At 65.7% G+C, this 16,820-nt stretch carries 19 protein-coding genes; 5 read left to right on the top strand and 14 right to left on the bottom strand.

The features are described from left to right. Positions 1–15 precede the first annotated feature (15 nt). Positions 16–1,005 (bottom strand): DUF6607 family protein, encoded by a 990-nt coding sequence (locus KF730_RS14690; RefSeq protein ID WP_294098490.1) that lies wholly within the window; start codon positions 1,003–1,005, stop codon positions 16–18. A gap of 23 nt (positions 1,006–1,028) precedes the next feature. Continuing rightward, on the bottom strand, positions 1,029–3,233 hold the full coding sequence (locus tag KF730_RS14685) for a TonB-dependent hemoglobin/transferrin/lactoferrin family receptor (RefSeq protein WP_294098486.1): 2,205 nt from the start codon (positions 3,231–3,233) through the stop codon (positions 1,029–1,031). 249 nt (positions 3,234–3,482) lie between these two features. Between KF730_RS14685 and KF730_RS14680 the strand changes: the two genes are divergently transcribed. Continuing rightward, positions 3,483–4,532: a glycosyltransferase family 2 protein gene (locus KF730_RS14680; protein ID WP_294098483.1), complete on the top strand. Its 1,050-nt coding sequence runs from the start codon at positions 3,483–3,485 to the stop codon at positions 4,530–4,532. A gap of 192 nt (positions 4,533–4,724) precedes the next feature. On the opposite strand, the gene KF730_RS14675 is transcribed toward KF730_RS14680, so the two are convergent. Continuing rightward, entirely contained in the window at positions 4,725–5,453 is a 729-nt protein-coding gene (locus KF730_RS14675; protein WP_294098479.1) for a class I SAM-dependent methyltransferase, read from the bottom strand. A 1-nt stretch (position 5,454) separates the two neighbouring features. Continuing rightward, on the bottom strand, positions 5,455–5,877 hold the full coding sequence (locus KF730_RS14670; RefSeq protein ID WP_294098477.1) for a GtrA family protein: 423 nt from the start codon (positions 5,875–5,877) through the stop codon (positions 5,455–5,457). A gap of 128 nt (positions 5,878–6,005) precedes the next feature. Between KF730_RS14670 and KF730_RS14665 the strand changes: the two genes are divergently transcribed. Continuing rightward, entirely contained in the window at positions 6,006–7,790 is a 1,785-nt protein-coding gene (locus KF730_RS14665; protein ID WP_294099897.1) for an AcrB/AcrD/AcrF family protein, read from the top strand. Here the strand turns inward: KF730_RS14665 and KF730_RS14660 are convergent. The 7 genes from KF730_RS14660 to KF730_RS14630 all read right to left on the bottom strand — a co-directional run bounded on the left by KF730_RS14660 (position 7,787) and on the right by KF730_RS14630 (position 12,147). Next, the gene (locus KF730_RS14660) at positions 7,787–8,428 is read right to left on the bottom strand and encodes a MarC family protein (protein WP_294098475.1); all 642 of its coding nucleotides are present in this window, start codon (positions 8,426–8,428) and stop codon (positions 7,787–7,789) included. The genes KF730_RS14665 and KF730_RS14660 overlap by 4 nt on opposite strands. Then, positions 8,425–9,009, bottom strand: a complete 585-nt coding sequence (locus KF730_RS14655) for a hypothetical protein (RefSeq protein ID WP_294098472.1) — start codon at positions 9,007–9,009, stop codon at positions 8,425–8,427. Before KF730_RS14655 ends, KF730_RS14660 begins: the two co-directional genes overlap by 4 nt. Beyond that, positions 9,009–9,884 carry a bifunctional methylenetetrahydrofolate dehydrogenase/methenyltetrahydrofolate cyclohydrolase FolD gene (gene folD / locus KF730_RS14650; protein WP_294098470.1) on the bottom strand — a complete coding sequence of 292 codons (876 nt, stop codon included), beginning with the start codon at positions 9,882–9,884 and terminating at the stop codon, positions 9,009–9,011. Before folD ends, KF730_RS14655 begins: the two co-directional genes overlap by 1 nt. Beyond that, the gene (locus KF730_RS14645; protein ID WP_294098468.1) at positions 9,874–10,191 is read right to left on the bottom strand and encodes a DUF167 family protein; all 318 of its coding nucleotides are present in this window, start codon (positions 10,189–10,191) and stop codon (positions 9,874–9,876) included. Before KF730_RS14645 ends, folD begins: the two co-directional genes overlap by 11 nt. After that, entirely contained in the window at positions 10,178–10,483 is a 306-nt protein-coding gene (locus tag KF730_RS14640) for a YggT family protein (protein WP_294099895.1), read from the bottom strand. Before KF730_RS14640 ends, KF730_RS14645 begins: the two co-directional genes overlap by 14 nt. A 70-nt stretch (positions 10,484–10,553) precedes the next feature. Continuing rightward, the gene (argB, locus tag KF730_RS14635) at positions 10,554–11,450 is read right to left on the bottom strand and encodes an acetylglutamate kinase (protein WP_294098465.1); all 897 of its coding nucleotides are present in this window, start codon (positions 11,448–11,450) and stop codon (positions 10,554–10,556) included. A gap of 10 nt (positions 11,451–11,460) precedes the next feature. After that, the gene (locus KF730_RS14630; RefSeq protein WP_294099894.1) at positions 11,461–12,147 is read right to left on the bottom strand and encodes a queuosine precursor transporter; all 687 of its coding nucleotides are present in this window, start codon (positions 12,145–12,147) and stop codon (positions 11,461–11,463) included. Between the two features lie 120 nt (positions 12,148–12,267). On the opposite strand from KF730_RS14630, the gene KF730_RS14625 reads away from it, so the two are divergent. The 3 genes from KF730_RS14625 to KF730_RS14615 all read left to right on the top strand — a co-directional run bounded on the left by KF730_RS14625 (position 12,268) and on the right by KF730_RS14615 (position 14,917). Further along, positions 12,268–12,738, top strand: a complete 471-nt coding sequence (locus KF730_RS14625) for a surface-adhesin E family protein (protein ID WP_294098460.1) — start codon at positions 12,268–12,270, stop codon at positions 12,736–12,738. After that, positions 12,738–14,057: a nucleoside transporter C-terminal domain-containing protein gene (locus KF730_RS14620; RefSeq protein ID WP_294098455.1), complete on the top strand. Its 1,320-nt coding sequence runs from the start codon at positions 12,738–12,740 to the stop codon at positions 14,055–14,057. Before KF730_RS14625 ends, KF730_RS14620 begins: the two co-directional genes overlap by 1 nt. Positions 14,058–14,173: 116 nt before the next feature. After that, complete coding sequence (locus KF730_RS14615) at positions 14,174–14,917, top strand: PilZ domain-containing protein (RefSeq protein ID WP_294098453.1); 744 nt, start codon at positions 14,174–14,176, stop codon at positions 14,915–14,917. Here KF730_RS14615 and KF730_RS14610 read toward each other — a convergent pair. Genes KF730_RS14610 through KF730_RS14600 form a run of 3 tightly spaced genes read right to left on the bottom strand, consistent with a single transcriptional unit; the run spans position 14,910 to position 16,782 of the window. Beyond that, positions 14,910–15,401, bottom strand: coding sequence for a heme-binding protein (locus tag KF730_RS14610; protein ID WP_294098451.1), 492 nt, complete (start codon positions 15,399–15,401; stop codon positions 14,910–14,912). The genes KF730_RS14615 and KF730_RS14610 overlap by 8 nt on opposite strands. A gap of 13 nt (positions 15,402–15,414) precedes the next feature. After that, positions 15,415–15,903: a hypothetical protein gene (locus KF730_RS14605; protein ID WP_294098449.1), complete on the bottom strand. Its 489-nt coding sequence runs from the start codon at positions 15,901–15,903 to the stop codon at positions 15,415–15,417. A gap of 9 nt (positions 15,904–15,912) precedes the next feature. Next, positions 15,913–16,782 (bottom strand): 3-hydroxyacyl-CoA dehydrogenase NAD-binding domain-containing protein, encoded by an 870-nt coding sequence (locus KF730_RS14600; RefSeq protein ID WP_294098448.1) that lies wholly within the window; start codon positions 16,780–16,782, stop codon positions 15,913–15,915. Positions 16,783–16,820: the final 38 nt, after the last annotated feature.

Raw genomic sequence — 16,820 nt, 5'->3', positions numbered from 1 at the left:
ATTCACGCGTGGGCTCTAGCCGCCAGCCGCCCTGGTCGCCTGATCCATCAGCGCCTTGGCAGTCCTGATGCCGTCAGCCTCGCTGGTCTTGCCCGACTGGATCTCGTCGGCGATCTCGAGCACGCGGCCACTGATAACGGTGCCGTGATCGGCTTCCTCGGTGATGCGGATGCCGTTCTTGGTCGCCGCGATTCGATCCCATTCCGCACGGATCGCCGCCCAATAACCCTTGGTCGCGGCCCAGTAATCGTCGGCGAACTTTACGTCGAAGCCGTCGAATTTGGTGTAGGTGTTGAGGACATATTCCTGGACGATCGGTTCGAGCTTGTCGCCGCCGGTAGCGGCCGGGCCGATCTTGATATTGTCCTGCCACTGCACCCAGCCGGCCGGGCCGCTCTGGTGGCGGTTGACGCTCAGATAGCGGTCATAATCGGGGCCGCGCACCGCGTCGCGGCGGGCGAGCGGGCGCCACGTGTCGTTCGAGACCCAGCGGCGAAGCCCGCCAACGGTCTGCCACTTACCCCAGCCGCCATAACGCGGGCTATCATCGACCTGATAGACGGTCTGTGACCAGGCGCCTTTGCGCTCGGCCTCTGGCACCTTGGTCCATTCCCAGGCATCGGGGCCGGCATAGGTCAGCACCTTGGCAGGCTCATATTCCCAATCCTGCCGCCAGTGCTTGACGATCATCTTCTTGCCTTCGCCCATATCGATGACGAGCAAATGCTGGAGCCGGATGGTCTTGCCCGAATCCTCGATCACGCGGACGACTTCATTGCCGCCCGAAATCTTGGCCGGGATCGGCGTGTAGCCCGCGCGCCACGGCGTCGATTCCTGCATGTCGAACTTGACCTTGTAATTGCCCGCCATCGCGAGAATGTCGGCGCGGTCGGCTTCGAATGCCGATTTCGCGGCAGTCTGGGCTTGGGCGGGCGCTACTAAAGCTGCCGGCGCGGAAATCAGGAGCAGCGCCGCAGGCACCGCTCCCCATAGCTTGAAGGTCATTATTTTTCGTCCCTTAATGCGAATCAGAAGCGATAGCTTATCGACACACTGCCATTGCGGCCGGGCTGCGTATAGGCATCCTTGATCGTCGAAGTGCTGGCGACGCCGCGGACGTCGTTCCACCAGGCATATTTGCGGTCGAAGATGTTGAAGACGCCGGCGCGCACCGTAAGCCCGTCGGTCAGGCGGACAAAGGCGGTGGCGTCGAGGATCACGAACTCGCCGGGCGTGAAGCAGGTGGCCGCGCACACGCCGGTGGTGCGGTTTACTTCCTTCTGAGCGCTGTAGGTCGCGATCAGTTGGCCGCCGAAGGTTCCTGCCGGATCGCGATAGCCGCCGCCGAACACCAGCTTGGTCGGCTCTATCGTCGACAGCGGGCTCTTCACGCCGGCGCCGTTAAAGCCGTTGCCGGTGGCGTAGGAAAGCGCCGCCTGCGCGTTGAAGCCGCTCGCCGTGCGCGCTTCGATCTTGGCCTCGGCGCCCGCGACCTCGACACGATTGATGTTGACGAACTGATAGACCAGCGGATTGCCGGGCGCGCCGGTGCCGGCGACGACTTCCTGCGAGATGAAATCGTCATAATCCGCCTTGAACGCGGTGACGCTGGCGCTCACGATGTCGCTGGTGAAGCGGATGCCGCCTTCGAAGCTTTCGCTGCTTTCGGGACGGAGATTGGGATTGGGACGCGAGGTGTAGCCAAAGGCGAGATTCTCGAAATACTGGTTCACCTGGCTCGGCTCCGGCGCCTTGAAGCCGTGAGCATAGTTGCCGAACAGGCGGAAATTGCCGCCGAGCCTCACGACCGCGCCGAACTTCGGCGAGACTTTTGATCCGTTGCTGCCAGCGACAACCATGCTCGCCGGAAGCAGCGCGTCGCGCTTGGGCGAGAGATCGTAGGTGTCGAAGCGAAGCGCCGGATAGAGGGTTAGCGGACCGATCGCGATCTCGTCGGCGATGAAGGCGCCGGCGAGCGTATAGTCAGTGATCGGGAAGGCGCGGGTCGGGAAGACATCGGGAGGAGTCGGCACGGTGCCGCCGCGGATGCCTTCCTGGCGGGTGCGGCTGACATCGCCGCCGATTACGAGGCGGTGGCCCAGCGCGCCGGTCTCAAAGCCCGCGCGGAGTTCGGCCGAGGCGCCGTAAACGCTGTTGTCGAAAGTGTTGAGCCGCGTGCGGTCAGCCGCGGGGGTGCGGTCCTCACGCGTGAACTGATGGTCCTCGGCGTCCTGCCAATAGGCACTGAGGCGGGCGTAGTCGATCGTACCCTCGCCCTGCCACGTATAGTCGGCGGCGACGCGGATGCGCTTGCCGGTGTCGGTCCCCTGGACCAGATCGACCGTGGCGCTGCGCCCGGTCAAAACATCCGTGAAAAGGTGCGTATTGAGATATTCGCCGGTCAGGCGCAGCTTGTGGCCGCCGCCCGGCTCCCAGACAAGGCGCCCCAGGACCGCGTCCGAACGGCCGTCCTGCGGGTTGGCGATGGTGCGGGTCGCACCGGTACCTCCGACCACGCCCTTGTTTTCGAGCTCGTTAAAGTCACGGCGGGTGTACGCGACCATGCCCGAGAGGGTGCCGGTGCGGCCGGCGACGATCGCGGTTTCGCTGAACTCATTGTCCGACGAGCTATAGGCGGCCCGGGCGAGGCCGCCGATGCTCTTGCCGCCGGCGAGAAAGTCGCCGGGATCGCTGGTCACGAAGCTGATCGCGCCCGACAGGCCGTCGCTGCCGTACAGCGCCGAGGCCGGGCCGCGCAGGATCTCGACCGACTTGACCAGGCCGAGATCGACATAGTCGCCGCGGCCCGCCGCTTGCGCACCGAAAGTGAAGCCATCGGGCACGCGGACGCCATCGACCTGGATCAGGACGCGATTGCCGCCAATGCCGCGAACGATGAAGCCTTCGTTGCCAGCGCGGCCGGTGACACCCAATGCGGCGCCGAAGCGGGTCGGCGCGCGCGGAACGCTGACGCCGGGTTCGTAGCGGACGAGATCCTTGATATCAGTCGCGAGCTCGTCGGCGATGCGCTTTTCGTCGATCACGGTAACGGTGGCGGGGGCATCGGCGACCGCGACCGGCTGGCGCGTCGCGGTGACGGTGATGGTCTGGTCGCCGGTCTTGGCCTCAGCCTCCGCCTGGGTATCGGCGCCTTGCACAACATCCTGCGCGAATGCCGGCGTTGTCGCCATACATGCCATCAGGCTGATCCCCGCCACCAACTGCCACTTCATTTCAAACCCTTTCGCTACTGCGACTGACTCGCATTATTTTTTCCCTAATTGTGCGCCTGCGAACGGTCAACCTGGTAACGACGCGGTAAAGTAGCAGCCGGGGGAAGCGCTTCCGGCGCTGATTTCGCGCTCATCGGACGCGTGGCGGGCGACATTCTCGCTACACCTGCCCTCCTGCAATCGATCGCCGGCGGGACGCCAAGCGGGCCCATATCGACGCACGCCAGCAACATCGCTAAGGCTTCGCCCATGAAGAGGCCCGCGCTGTCCGTCGTCATCCCCTGCTACAATGAGGAGGCGTGCCTCGAGATGCTGCACGGGCGCGTCTCGGCGGCGGCGCAGGCGGCGGTGGGAGACGATTATGAGATCGTGCTGATCAACGACGGATCGCGCGACGCGAGCTGGCAGATCATGCAGCGCCTCTCACTGACCGATCCACACCTCGTCGCGATCAACCTGTCGCGCAACCATGGTCACCAGCTGGCGCTGACCGCCGGACTCGATCTCTGCGCGGGCGATCAGATCCTCGTGATCGACGCCGATCTGCAGGACCCTCCCGAATTGCTGACCGACATGCGCGCGGCGATGAAGTCGCAGGGCGCCGATGTCGTCTATGCCGTCCGCCGCAAGCGCGATGGCGAGAGCATCTTCAAGAAGGTCACCGCCGCGGTGTTCTACCGGATGCTCGACCGGATCACCGATACGCCGATCCCGCTCGACACCGGTGATTTCCGCCTGATGAGCCGGCGCGCGCTCGACGCGTTCCTGTCCCTTCCCGAACAGGCCCGCTTCATCCGCGGGATGGTCGCCTGGGTCGGCTTCAAGCAGGTTCCCTTTCCCTATGACCGCCACGAGCGGCACGCGGGCGACACAAAATATCCGCTGTCGAAGATGCTGCGGCTCGCCTTCGACGCGATCACCGGCTTTTCGACCGCGCCCTTGCGCTTCGCCAGCCATGCCGGAATGGTGCTGACCGGCGCATCGGCGCTGCTGATCCTCTACATCCTCGGCGGCTGGATGTTCGGCCATGCGATCCAGGGCTGGACCTCGCTGATGCTGGTGGTGGTCGTGCTCGGCGCGGTGCAGATGTTCGTACTGGGGATGATCGGCGAATATCTCGGGCGGCTCTATGTCGAATCGAAGAAGCGCCCGATCTATCTGGTCGCCGACGTGACCGGGCCGGTGATGGGCCGTGCCCGGCTTGGCTATCGTTTCGAGGACAGCGCCGAGGCGCGCGAGTTCGCCGAGGATGCGGCGCGCGGGGAAGCCGCGCCGCCCGCCAAGACGCCCAAGCGCTGATTCGCGAACGGCGGGGGATTCGACCGGTCCAACTTCACGCTTTTCACGGCGGTTGCGCAATTTCGTTGCGCCGCCGCGCAGTTTAATTACCCGCACCGCGAAAATGGCAGGGGTAGTTGCCCGGCACATCGGTCCTGCATCGCACAAAGCGGCGACTGTAGGACAGCCGGAACCGCAATTATTTGGCGCAAATTATCTGGGCGAGGCCAGCACGATGATCGACAGGCCGGGCGGCAAAGGCACGCGCCCGACGAGGTGACGTTCCAGCCCGAAGATCTTCTCAAAGGCGGTGTTGAGCAGCCTGGGCGGCGGCGAATCATCGCTGTCGTCCTTGCCCATCAATTTGCCCGCGAAGCGCGCCGCGACCGCGACCGGGAACAGCAAAGAATTGAACCAGCCGAGCTTGCGGTACTGGAGACCGGCAGCATCGAGCGCGGCGATCAGCGTCGTCTTCGAATAGCGCCGCTTGTGATGGTTGACGACGTCATGCGCGCTCCACATCCATTGGTGCGCGGGAACCGTGATCAGGATCTGGCCGCCGGGCTTGAGCGCTGTGGCGATCGCCTTGAGCGCGGCGACATCGTCCTCGACATGCTCGACCACGTCGAGCACCGCGACCAGATCATAGCTGCCGGGCTTCACACCCTCCAGTTCGGGCAAGGGCGACGAGCCGATCTTCTTGCCGAGCCGCTCACTGGCCTTGGCGGCGGCGGCCTCGTCGATCTCGATCGCATCGACATCGCCGAACTGCGCCAGCATCGGCAGATTGTGGCCGGTGCCGCAGCCGATCTCGAGGATGCGCGCATCCCCGGGCACAGCGCCCCAGCGCTTGAGATAATCGGAAAGGATTTCACGGCGCGCGCGGTACCACCAATGGGTGGTGTCGTGCGCGGCCATGCGATCATAAACAACGCGGTCCATATCAGCCGAAAACCCAGATGCGATTGAGTGCGAACGTAACGAGCGGCGTCACGAACAATATCGGAATCAGCGGCCACCACCATGGCCCATTGAGCACCGCGTCGTCGGTCAGCAGCCATACCCAGAAGGTGTTCACCGCCAGGCTGACCAGCGAGACGACGAAGAAGCGCCAGGTGGTCTGCGACGCCTGCGCGCCGTGGCCCTTGAAGCTCCATTTGCTGTGCATGACGTAGCCGGCGCCCATCGCGACGAAATAGCCGGCAAGATTGGCGACCTGCTCCGAGGTGATCCGGAAACCGGCGAGCGGGGAATAGACGGCGGTGTACAGCGCGGTGGCGATACCGCCGGCGATACCGAAGCGGATAAGCTGGCCGAGCATCCCGCTCGCCCGCATCGTCTCGATTTGTCGAAGAAGTGCCGTCACTAGTCGCTTGCCCCGGAAGTGCGGGCCGCCCTAATGCGGACGGGAGTACTAGGGAAGCGATTTTGAAGCTCGGGGCACTACGCGATTTCCGCATCGACGATGAACTGAGCCAGCATTGGCTGCGCTGGATGCTGGTCTTCTGGGCCTGCGTCGCTGCGTGGTTCCTGATCAATCGCCAGGCCAACATCTATTGGCTGATGCTCGGCGACACCGACGACAATATGCGGCTGATGCAGGTCCGCGCCTGGATGGGCGGACAGGGCTGGTACGATTTGCGCAACTACCGGCTCGATCCAGCCAATGGCGGGTTCGACATTCATTGGTCGCGGCTGCCCGATCTGCCGATCGCGGCGCTGATCCTGATCCTCAAGCCGTTCCTCGGCATGCGTGCCGAGAACTGGGCATGCGGGATCGCCCCGTTGCTGCCGCTGGCGATCACCATGACCGGGCTGTCGCTGACCGTGCGGCGGCTGATCGCGCCCTATAGCTGGCCGCTGGCGATGGTGATCCTGCTCGGCTGCACCTCGACGATGACGATGTACGCGCCGCTGCGTATCGACCATCATGGCTGGCAGCTCGCGGCGCTGGCGATGACTGTCGCCGGCCTCGCCGATCCGCGCCGCGCGCGGGGCGGCGCGACCGTCGGCATCTCCAGCGCCTTTTCGCTGACCATCGGGCTCGAGATGCTGCCCTATTGCGCGATGGCGGGGGCGATCATCACCCTGCGCTGGATCTGGGAAGCCGCCGAGGCGCGGCGGATGATGGTCTATGGCGTGACGCTTGCCGGAGGATCGGCGCTCGGCTTCGCCTTGTTCGCGTCGAACGCCAACCAGGTGATGCGCTGCGACGCGCTGACGCCGGTATGGCTTTCGGTGATGGTCGCGGGCGGCACATTGCTGTTCCTGATCGGGCGGCTGAGCCCCGCCAACCGGCTGGCCCGGCTGGCGCTCGGCGCGATTGCCGGGGCGGCGATCGTCGCGGGCTTCGCCTGGTTCTTCCCGCAATGCCTGGGCCGGCCCGAACAGGTCTCCGACGAACTCGCCAACACCTGGCTCAACAATGTCCGCGAGGCGCGGCCGATCTACCGCCACCCGCTCAAGACCGCCTTCCCGATCGCGGTGCTGCCGGTGATCGGGATCATCGGCGCGACGGTCGCGACGTGGCGCGCGCGCGGCAGCGAGGCGGTGGTCGGCTGGGCGGCGATCGCCCTGTTCACCACCTTCGCCGGGGCGATGCTGCTGTGGCAGGTCCGCGCCGGACCGGCGGCGCAGATGCTGAGCGTGCCCGGCGCATGCGCGCTGGCCTGGGTGGTGGTGCCGTGGTTCCTGCGGCGCGGCTCGATCTTCCTGCGCGTATTCGGTTCCGTCGCGGCGTTCCTGATCGTCTCGGGGCTCTTCGCCGGATTGGTGCTGCCATATCTGCCGAGCGGCTCCAAGCCCGGCGCCGGCGGCGGGCCCGACAAGGTGGCGCAGGCGAATTCGGCCTGCGCGCGGATGACGGCGCTGCGCGCGCTCAACGCCTTTCCGCGCTCGATCCTGTTCAGCCATGTCGATATGGGGCCGCGGCTGATCACCGTCACCAACCAGAATGGCGTCGCCGGCCCCTATCACCGCAACGGCCGCGCGATCCTCGACGTCCATCACGCCTTCACCGGCACGCCCGAGGCGGCGCGGGAGATCATGGCCGCGCACAAGGCCGATTATCTGCTGGTCTGCCCGGATATGTCCGAGACGACCTTGTACCGTTCGCGCGCGCCGAATGGCTTTTACGCGCAGTTGATGGAGGGGAAGATCCCGGCCTGGCTGACGCCCGTGCCGCTGCCGAAGAATTCGCCGTTCAAACTATGGAAGATCAGTGCCCCGGCGCCTTCGGGTTCGGCGGTACCGGGCGCCCCGCACCAGCCATCAAGCTAGTGCCCCGACAGTGCCGCCCCGGCCACCAGCGAAGCCCTGATCCCGTCGATCACGAACTGCGTGGCCAGCGCCGCGAGCAGCACGCCGAGTAGCCGCGAGATCACCGCTTCGATCTTGGCGCCGACCAGCCGCATGATCGGCCCGGCGGCGAGCAGGGCGACGAGCGTCAGCAGCAGGATCGCGGCCATCGCGCCGAGCACGGCGATATTGCGCTCGAAACCGCTATTCTGGCTCATCAGCAGCATCACCGAGGCGATCGAGCCCGGCCCGGCGATCATCGGCATCGCCATCGGGAAGATCGAGATATCGGGCGCCTGCGATTCCTTGACCTTCTCGGCGCGGCCCTCGCGGCGCTCGGTGCGCTTCTCGAACACCATCTCCAGCGCGATCAGGAACAGCATGATCCCCCCGGCGATCTTGAAGGCGTTGAGGCTGATGCCGAGCGCGCGGAGCAGTGCCTCGCCGAACAGCGCGAAGCCGAACAGGATCAGCGAGGCGACGATCACCGCGCGGATCGCCATGATCCGGCGATGCGCGGACGTGGTGCCCGCGGTCAGCCCGGCGAAGATCGGCGCGCAGCCGGGGGGATCGATCACCACGAAGAAGGTGATGAAGCTGGAGATGAAGAGCTCGGTCATTGCCGGAGGCCAGATTTGGCGACGGTTTCAAACGTCGTGCCGGTCCAAAGCAGCGCATGGAAACTGCCTCTGCCCTCTGCGGTCACGGTCCATTGCCACAGCAAGCTATTGTCCGCGGAACCGCCCAGTCCACCGCGGCCAGCAAAGGCCAGTGACGGCGCCTTGCCTTCGCACGACGCCTTATGCGTGACCGGCTGCATCGGGGCGACAAGCAGCGTCTCGGTCGATCCGCCCAAATCGACGATCCATGCCCACGAGCCGTCCGGCTGGCGCTTCCAGACGGTGGTGAACCAACCATATTCGCCTTCCCGCTCCCACGGCCCGGTATTGATCGCGACCCTGCCATCGCACGAGACATAGCTGTCGCTGATCCACCAATGATAAGCGCGCGGCGGATCGGGCTCGCCATACGCTTCCGCAACCGGAACTGCCTGAGGGCTGAGCACGACCGCGTCGGGCGCGGCGAAGCGGCGCACCGCCGTCCATTGCCCCTCCGTCTGCGCGGCGCGCTCCATCGCCTGCTCGGCTTCGACCGCCGTTGCCGGAACATCCTGCAACGCGAGAAGCAGAGAGAACAGCATCAGATCACCCCCTTCTCAAGCGGGACAGCGGCATTGCGATGCGCGGCGACCAGCGTGTTGCGGAGCAGGACGGCGATGGTCATCGGGCCGACGCCGCCCGGCACCGGCGTGACGGCGCCGGCGACCGACATCGCGCCTTCGAAATCGACATCGCCGACCAGACCCTGTTCAGTTCGGTTGATGCCGACATCGATCACGACCGCGCCCGGCTTGAGCCATTCGCCCTTGATGAAATGGGGGATGCCGACCGCCGCCACGACGATGTCGGCGTGGCGCAGGTGGCGCGGCAGATCGCGGGTGCGCGAATGGGCGATGGTGACGGTGGCGTTGGCCTTGGTCAGCAACGCCGCCATCGGCTTGCCGACGATGTTCGAGCGGCCGACTACCACCGCATCGAGACCGGACAGATCGCCGAGCCGGTCTTCGAGCAGCATCAGGCAGCCGAGTGGGGTGCAGGGCACGAAGCCATGGAGCCCGGTGGCGAGGCGGCCAGCATTGACCGGGTGAAAGCCATCGACATCCTTGTCGGGGCTGATGCGGGTGAGCACGGCCTGCTCATTGATGTGCCTGGGCAGCGGGAGCTGGACGAGGATGCCATCGACCGCAGGATCGGCGTTGAGCCTGTCGACCAGCGCGATCAGATCGTCCTGCGGCGTATCGGCGGGCAGGCGATGCTCGAAGCTTTCCATTCCGGCCTCGCGGGTCGCCTTGCCCTTCGAACGGACATAGACCGCGGAGGCGGGATCCTCGCCGACCAGCACCACCGCCAGCCCGGGGGCCCGGCCCGCCCTGGGGGCGAATTCCGCTGCCAGCGCGCCGACGCGGGCGCGCAACCCGGCCGCGAAGGCCTTTCCGTCGATGATTTCAGCCGTCATGGCCGGAGCCATAGAGGCTGCGGGCGATCTCTGCCAGCTTCATGGGATCGCCGGCGATGCGCACCCGCTTCAGGCGTGCAGTGTCACCCGAAATCAAGGTGACCGCCCGCTTGCCCACGGCAAAGGTCCGGGCGGTGAGCACGATCAGCGCGGCATTGGCCGCACCGTCGCGCGGCGGCGCGGCGAGACGGGCGGCGAAATGCTCGGGCGTGCCCGCCGCGAACGCATCGCGCGGCGCGCGCGGCGTCACGCGAACGGCGATCTCGATTCCGTCGGGAGTGCTGCGCCAAGCCTCAGAGGCTGGCATTGGCGAGTTGCTGGAGCAGGCCGCTGATGACGATATTGCGCAGCACGAACAGGATCAGCAGCACCGCCAGCGGCGTGAGATCGAGCGGGCCGGTATCGGGCATGATCCGGCGGATCGGATCGTAGATCGGCCGCGTGATCCGGTCGAGCGCGGTCCACAAGGTGGCGACGAACTCGTTATAGCGGCTGATGACGTTGAACCCGACCAGCCATGACAGGATGGCCTGGACGATGATGATCCAGGTGAGGATCATGAGCGCGAAATCGAGGATTTCGAGCGTCATTTTGAACATGGGGATCAAGACGGTCTCCGCGACACCGGTTTTGGACGGAGTATAGGAACTCCGGCGCAGCTAACAAGGATCAAGCGTGCACCAGCGTGCCGGCGCCCTGCCGCGTGAATATCTCCAGCAGCATCGCGTGCGGCACGCGCCCGTCGAGAATGACCGCGGCATCGACCCCGGCCTGGACCGCGCTGACGCAGGTCTCGACCTTGGGAATCATGCCGCCGGAGATGGTGCCGTCGGCCTTCAATGCCTCGATCCGCGCCGGATCGAGATCGGTCTGGAGCGTGCCCGACTTGTCGAGCACGCCGGCGACATCGGTGAGCAGGAAGAAGCGCGCCGCGCCGCACGCCGCGGCGATCGCGCCGGCCATGGTGTCGGCGTTGATATTATAGGTCTGGCCATCCGCGCCGAGCGCGACCGGAGCGACGACGGGAATGAAATTCTCCTTCGCCAGCGCATAGAGGATCGTCGGATCGACCGAGACCGGATCCCCGACGAAACCGAGATCGACATGGCGCTCTATGCCGGAGTTCGGATCGGGCTCGGTGCGCCGGATCTTCTCGGCCACCACCAGCCCGGCATCCTTGCCCGAGATGCCGACCGCACGGCCGCCGGCCTCGGCGATCCAGGCGACGATCTCCTTGTTGATCTTGCCGGCGAGAACCATCTCGGCGACCTCGGCGGTGGCGGCATCGGTGACGCGCAGGCCGCCGACAAAGCTCGATTCGACGCCGAGCCGCTTGAGCATCGCCCCGATCTGCGGCCCGCCGCCATGGACGACGATCGGATTGATGCCAACCGCCTTGAGCAGCACCACATCCTCGGCGAAATCGCGCGCCAGCTCGGGATCGCCCATCGCGTGGCCGCCATATTTCACGACGAAGGTCTTGCCGGCGTAGCGCTGCAGATAGGGCAGCGCCTCGGTGAGCGTTTCCGCCTTGGCGAGCAGCGCCGGATCGGGTGCGTTGGTCATGCCGGGGCGCTTAGGCTTCGGCGGACGTTCCGTCCAGACGGCGGCCGATCCCGACGAACAGGTAGATCAGCGCCGGCACCAGCACGATCGACAGCACCACCTTGGTTGCCATCTGGCCCACCAGCAACCCACCGATCGGGAATACGCCGTAGAAAGAGATGCTGATGAACAACACCGTATCGACGATTTGCGAAAGAACGCTGGCAATTGCGGCGCGCAGCCACAGCAACCGCGAGCCCTCCTTGCCCTTTAGCGCGCTGAAAATCGTGACATTGAGCGTCTGCGAGGTGCCGTAGGCGATCAGCCCAGCAAGCATCATTCGGAAGCTTTGGCCCAGGATGGTCTCAAAGGCGGTGAGACGCCCGGGATCCATGCCGCCGCCGGCGGGGAGGTGCAGGACAAGCTCGATCAACGCCATCGAGATCAGCAACGGCAGGAAGCCGATCCGCACCAATCGGTTCGCCATCTGCGTGCCGTGCAATTCGGCGACAGCGCTTGAAAGAGCGACCAGCAGCAGGAAGGCGAATATGCCGGCTTCGACCGACAGGGGTTCGAGGCCGATCAGCGGCCCGATGGCAGATACCGGCCCCAGGCCGACGAGCTTGTTGCCGAGCACACCCGCTATGCACACCATGCCGCCGTAGAAGAGCGCGAAGACGAAGAGCGAGCGCTGAAGCGCGGGAGGGTTCGTTGCCATGCTCCAGACGCTAACGCCAATATCGCGCGCCGCAAGCCCCGCGATGGTGCGGCCCTTGCGTTCGGCCCGCCGCCGCGCCAAGCTCCTGAGATTCCCGCGCGTTGTGGGACGGGGGAACGCATGCTTTCATATTTTGCCGCCATTGCCTTGTCGCTGACCAATGCCGCCGCGGCGGACAGCGACTGGTATTATGTCGATGCCGATTCCAAGGGCAGCAACATCACCTTCATCGACAAGGGCAGCATCCGCACCAATGCCGGCGGCTTCACCGAAGCGGCGATGTTCTCGGTGCTCGCCCAGGATGAGGAGGGCGTCTCCGCCTATCGCTTCATCGTCGAGTTCGATTGCCCCGCCAACCGCTCGCACCTGATGACCGGCGAGATGTTCGACAGCGCGCTCAAGTCCGACGGGCCCAGCGACATGGGCGTGGAGTGGGAAGGCACTGATCCCGGCACGCAGGGCGAGACCATCCTGAAGTTCGTCTGCTCGAAGGGCGCGTCCGCTCCCGACAGCAAATCGCTGGGCGCTGCGTTTCCGCTCGCCAAGGGCCGCGCGATCCTTGCCGAGCGCGCTGCGAAGAAGGGATCGTGATGAACCAGTTTCCGATCGGCATCTTCGGGGTACTGGCGATCCTCGCCATCGCCTTCCTGCTTTCCAACAACAAGCGGGGGATTCGCATCCGCGTCGTCGGGGCCGCGTTCCTGCTGCAGGCGGGGATCGCCTTCATCGTCCTGCGCACCAGCTGGGGCGTGGCGGCGATCCACGGGCTTTCGAACGGCGTGACCGCGCTGCTCGGCTATGCCGGCGCCGGCACTGCCTTCCTGTTCGGTCCGCTCGCCAAGCCCGAGCTGGGCGGCAACAGCTTCGCGATCGCGGCGCTGCCGGTGATCATCTTCTTCGCGGCGCTGGTTTCGATTCTCTACCATCTCGGCGTGATGCAGTTCATCATCCGCTGGATCGGCGGAGCGATCGAGAAGGTCGTCGGAACCACCAAGGTCGAATCGCTGTGCGCCGCGGCCAACATCTTCGTCGGGCAGAGCGAATCGCCACTGGTGATCCGCCCCTATCTGGCGCGCCTGACGCCCTCGCAGCTGTTCGCGGTGATGACCGTCGGCATGGCCGGCGTCGCGGGGACGATCCTGGCGGCCTATGCCAGCCTGCTCGGGCCGCAATCGCTGCCCTATCTGCTGGCGGCATCGTTCATGGCGGCGCCGGGCGGCCTGCTGATGGCCAAGATCATCATGCCGGACGAGATCGCGCCCAAGAACGGCGAACTGCCGCTCGAGGATCCCCCGGAGGAAGAGGTGATCAAGGCGGTCGAGGCCGAAGTCGAGGAGGAAGAGCGCGCGGCCAATCTGATCATGGCCGCCGCATCGGGCGCATCGACCGGCGTCAAGATCGCGGTCGCGGTCGGCGCGATGGTGCTGGCGTTCGTGGCACTGGTCGCGCTCGCCAACGGCCTGCTCGGCGGGCTCGGCAACTGGGTCGTCGCCTGGTCGGGCAATCTCGGCCCGGGATTCCAGAGCTGGGCGCAAACCTATCTGACCGATCTCAGCTTCCAGAAGATCATCGGCGCGGTGTTCGCCCCCGTCATGTACCTGCTCGGCATCTCGTGGCACGAGGCGGTATCGGCGGGCGGGCTGTTCGGCACCAAGCTGGTGCTCAACGAGTTCGTCGCCTTCATCGATCTCGGCGCGATGAAGGATCTGGCGCCGCGCACGGTAGCGATCATCACGTTCGCGCTGTGCGGCTTCGCCAACTTCTCGTCGATCGCGATCCAGATGGCCGCGACAGGCAGCCTGGCGCCCAATCAGCGGCCGATGATCGCCAAGCTGGGTATCCGCGCGCTGATCGCGGGCAGCCTGGCGAACCTGATGTCGGCGGCGCTGGCGGGGTTGTTGCTGCCATAGTGGCCGCATTTCGCCGGGGCCTTAACGGATACTCAATTTGATATGAATAGCCCTGTTCGCAGGAGGGGTCAGTGCGGGCGTGCCGTCCGCACAGTGCGAACAGGGAATTTGTGCCGATGGATCATCAGCTGCCGCTGCCGACCCCTGAAAGCGGGCCGTTCGAGCGGCTGCGCGAATCCCTGCGCCGTGCCTATTCCGATGACGGGGTCGAACGGCCGCCGCTGGTCTGGAACGATGTCCCGCCGGCACCGCCGCAACCGCAGGCCGAGTCCGGACAGCGGGAAGTCGTCTACGACCGCCGCGGCGACCAGCGCGCCAAGATGTCGGTCTATCGCTCGGCGCGGCTGCGCTGGAAGGGCCGCGAAGGGCTGTGCCTGATCCGCAACCTCTCGACCGGCGGCATGATGTGCCGCTCGCTGGCCAAACCAGCCAAAGGCGACCGCGTCGAAGTCGAAATGCGATCGGGCGATGTCGTCACCGGTTCGGTGATGTGGGCCAAGGATGGGCAGTTCGGCGTCCAGTTCGATCACGCTGTCGATGTTGCCAGCCTGCTCAATCCGCGCACGCCGAGCCACGGTCTGGTTCAGCGCATGCCGCGCCTGGCGGCGGGCTGCGCGGCGCGGCTGACCACCGATGACGGACAGCAGGAAGTGACCCTGCTCGACGTTTCGCAAGGCGGCGCCAAGATCGAGGCGGCTGATCTGCGCGAGGGCGATGTCGTCACGCTGGCGGTGCCGGGACTCGATATGCGTCGCGGAGACGTCCGCTGGGCGCACGATGGGCATGTCGGCATCGCATTCTACAATCCGTTGCCGTTCGAGGCGTTGGCCCGCTGGGCGGTCGAGCGGCCGCTCAACTAGCTTTATCGCGGCGCCGCCCTGGCGATCTCATCGTCCTCGCCGCTGCCGCACCCGATACTCCGATCGCGCCGATGACCTTGCCGTCCTTCAGGATCGGGATGCCGCCGGCGATCGGCAGCGAGTCGTTATTGGCGAGCGTAACGGTGCGGCCCGCAAGCGTGCGTGCCTCCATCACGCTGGTCGCGAGGCGATAGCGCGCGGCGGTCTCGGCCTTTTTCTGGGCGACGTAGATCGAGCCATATTGGGTGTCGTCCATCCTGGCGAAGGCGACCAATTGCCCCGAGGGCTCGACGATGGCGACCGCCATGCGGAAGCCCTTCGTCTTGGCACCAGCGATGGCCTTGGCGATCAACGCTTGTGCTGCGTCGAGCGTGATGGGCGTGCCATAAGGTGGCGCAGGGGCCGGCGCTGGCGTGGGAGCAGTTTGCGCAAAGGCCGGCAGCGGCGACGCCGCCAGAAGTGCCGCGAGGGCCATCCGCTTCATTGGCCTCATTCCCCTATTTGCCGGGCTTGTGCAGGCCGGCCTCGATCACGTCGCGCATCAGCTGCCGCCTGGATGCGCTGATCAGCCGCGTCCAAGTGATGAAATTGATCTCGCTCCATCCCTGAACGACCGCGGTTGCGCTGAAACCTAGATGCTGCTGCTGATCGACCCACACCTTGATCGGATCGATCCGGACATTCTCTCGGGCGACAAAGGCCGCGGGCGGGTTTACGATTTCGCTGAACGTGGCGCTGAGTGTGAGGTAATCGCAAGTCTCGAAGCCCTCGCATTCGGAAAAGACGATTTGCATCGGGTCGCCATCGACCATGATCGTCGTGCCCAGCGAGCCATTTCCGAGCGGCTGCATCACCCCGGGCTTGAAGCCCATTTCGCCGAGCCGCAGCGAGAATGCGGGGACGTCGCCGCCCTCCAGCGGCCGCCCCTGCGCCAGCGCCGGCGAAGCGATGGTCAGCAAAGCAAGCAGCGTCAGCGAACGGATCATGATTCCCCCCTATCGAGTCGGCACCGGCTCCGCGCCATTATAGTCATAAAAGCCGCGCTTGGTCTTGCGGCCGTACCAGCCGGCTTCGACATACTTCACCAGCAAGGGCGCAGGGCGGAATTTGGGGTCACCGGTGCCTTCGAACAGCACGCGGGTGATTTCCAGGCAGGTGTCGAGGCCGATGAAATCCGCCAGCGTGAATGGGCCCATCGGGTGATTGAGACCGAGCTGGCAGGCGGCATCGATATCGGGGATCGTCGCGACGCCCTCGCCGAGCGCGAAACAGGCCTCGTTGAGCATCGGCATCAGCACGCGATTGACGATGAAGCCGGGCGCGTCATTGGCGTGGACGATGCGCTTGTTCAGCGACTGGCCGAACGTCTCGACCGCGGCGACAGTGGCGTCGGAAGTGGCGAGGCCGCGGATCAGCTCGATTAGGCCCATCACCGGCACCGGATTGAAGAAGTGGACGCCCATGAAGCGGGCTGGATCGGGCGAAGCCTGCGCCAGGCGCGTGATCGGGATCGACGAGGTGTTGCTGGCGAGGATCGCGGTATCACCCAGCACCTTGCCGACGCTCTCGAAAATCTGGCGCTTCACGCTTTCCCGCTCGGTCGCGGCTTCGATGACCAGGTCGCAGGGGGCGAAGGCTTGGGTGCCGCCGACGCATTCGATATTGGCGAGCGCGGCGTCCATATCGGCCTGGGCGATCTTTTCCTTCTCGACCGCGCGGGCGAGCTGCTTGACGATGCCCGCCTTGCCGGCTTCGGCGCGGGCGACGTCCATGTCGGACAGGAGCACGCGGTAACCGGCCTGCGCCGACACCTGCGCGATGCCCGCGCCCATCTGCCCCGCACCGATCACGCCAACCGTTTTCATCACGCTTCTCCCGTTCATTGCCTCGCCCCTACCCCCGG

The organism is Sphingomonas sp. (assembly GCF_019635515.1).
In the GTDB taxonomy this organism is placed as follows: Bacteria; Pseudomonadota; Alphaproteobacteria; order Sphingomonadales; family Sphingomonadaceae; genus Sphingomonas.
Note: the sequence above shows the minus strand (reverse complement) of the source record. Positions and strands in the feature narration are given on the sequence as shown.

Bases quoted from the DNA above. Each gene is read 5' to 3' on its own strand.
- KF730_RS14640 (WP_294099895.1), bottom strand. From the start codon at position 10,483: ATGTTCAAAATGACGCTCGAAATCCTCGATTTCGCGCTCATGATCCTC.
- folD (WP_294098470.1), bottom strand. From the start codon at position 9,884: ATGACGGCTGAAATCATCGACGGAAAGGCCTTCGCGGCCGGGTTGCGC.
- KF730_RS14675 (WP_294098479.1), bottom strand. From the start codon at position 5,453: ATGGACCGCGTTGTTTATGATCGCATGGCCGCGCACGACACCACCCAT.
- KF730_RS14615 (WP_294098453.1), top strand. From the start codon at position 14,174: ATGGATCATCAGCTGCCGCTGCCGACCCCTGAAAGCGGGCCGTTCGAG.
- KF730_RS14690 (WP_294098490.1), bottom strand. From the start codon at position 1,005: ATGACCTTCAAGCTATGGGGAGCGGTGCCTGCGGCGCTGCTCCTGATT.
- KF730_RS14680 (WP_294098483.1), top strand. From the start codon at position 3,483: ATGAAGAGGCCCGCGCTGTCCGTCGTCATCCCCTGCTACAATGAGGAG.
- KF730_RS14660 (WP_294098475.1), bottom strand. From the start codon at position 8,428: ATGACCGAGCTCTTCATCTCCAGCTTCATCACCTTCTTCGTGGTGATC.
- KF730_RS14685 (WP_294098486.1), bottom strand. From the start codon at position 3,233: ATGAAGTGGCAGTTGGTGGCGGGGATCAGCCTGATGGCATGTATGGCG.
- KF730_RS14620 (WP_294098455.1), top strand. From the start codon at position 12,738: ATGAACCAGTTTCCGATCGGCATCTTCGGGGTACTGGCGATCCTCGCC.
- KF730_RS14665 (WP_294099897.1), top strand. From the start codon at position 6,006: ATGCTGGTCTTCTGGGCCTGCGTCGCTGCGTGGTTCCTGATCAATCGC.
- KF730_RS14610 (WP_294098451.1), bottom strand. From the start codon at position 15,401: ATGAAGCGGATGGCCCTCGCGGCACTTCTGGCGGCGTCGCCGCTGCCG.
- KF730_RS14655 (WP_294098472.1), bottom strand. From the start codon at position 9,009: ATGCTGTTCTCTCTGCTTCTCGCGTTGCAGGATGTTCCGGCAACGGCG.
- argB (WP_294098465.1), bottom strand. From the start codon at position 11,450: ATGACCAACGCACCCGATCCGGCGCTGCTCGCCAAGGCGGAAACGCTC.
- KF730_RS14645 (WP_294098468.1), bottom strand. From the start codon at position 10,191: ATGCCAGCCTCTGAGGCTTGGCGCAGCACTCCCGACGGAATCGAGATC.
- KF730_RS14625 (WP_294098460.1), top strand. From the start codon at position 12,268: ATGCTTTCATATTTTGCCGCCATTGCCTTGTCGCTGACCAATGCCGCC.
- KF730_RS14605 (WP_294098449.1), bottom strand. From the start codon at position 15,903: ATGATCCGTTCGCTGACGCTGCTTGCTTTGCTGACCATCGCTTCGCCG.
- KF730_RS14600 (WP_294098448.1), bottom strand. From the start codon at position 16,782: ATGAAAACGGTTGGCGTGATCGGTGCGGGGCAGATGGGCGCGGGCATC.
- KF730_RS14630 (WP_294099894.1), bottom strand. From the start codon at position 12,147: ATGGCAACGAACCCTCCCGCGCTTCAGCGCTCGCTCTTCGTCTTCGCG.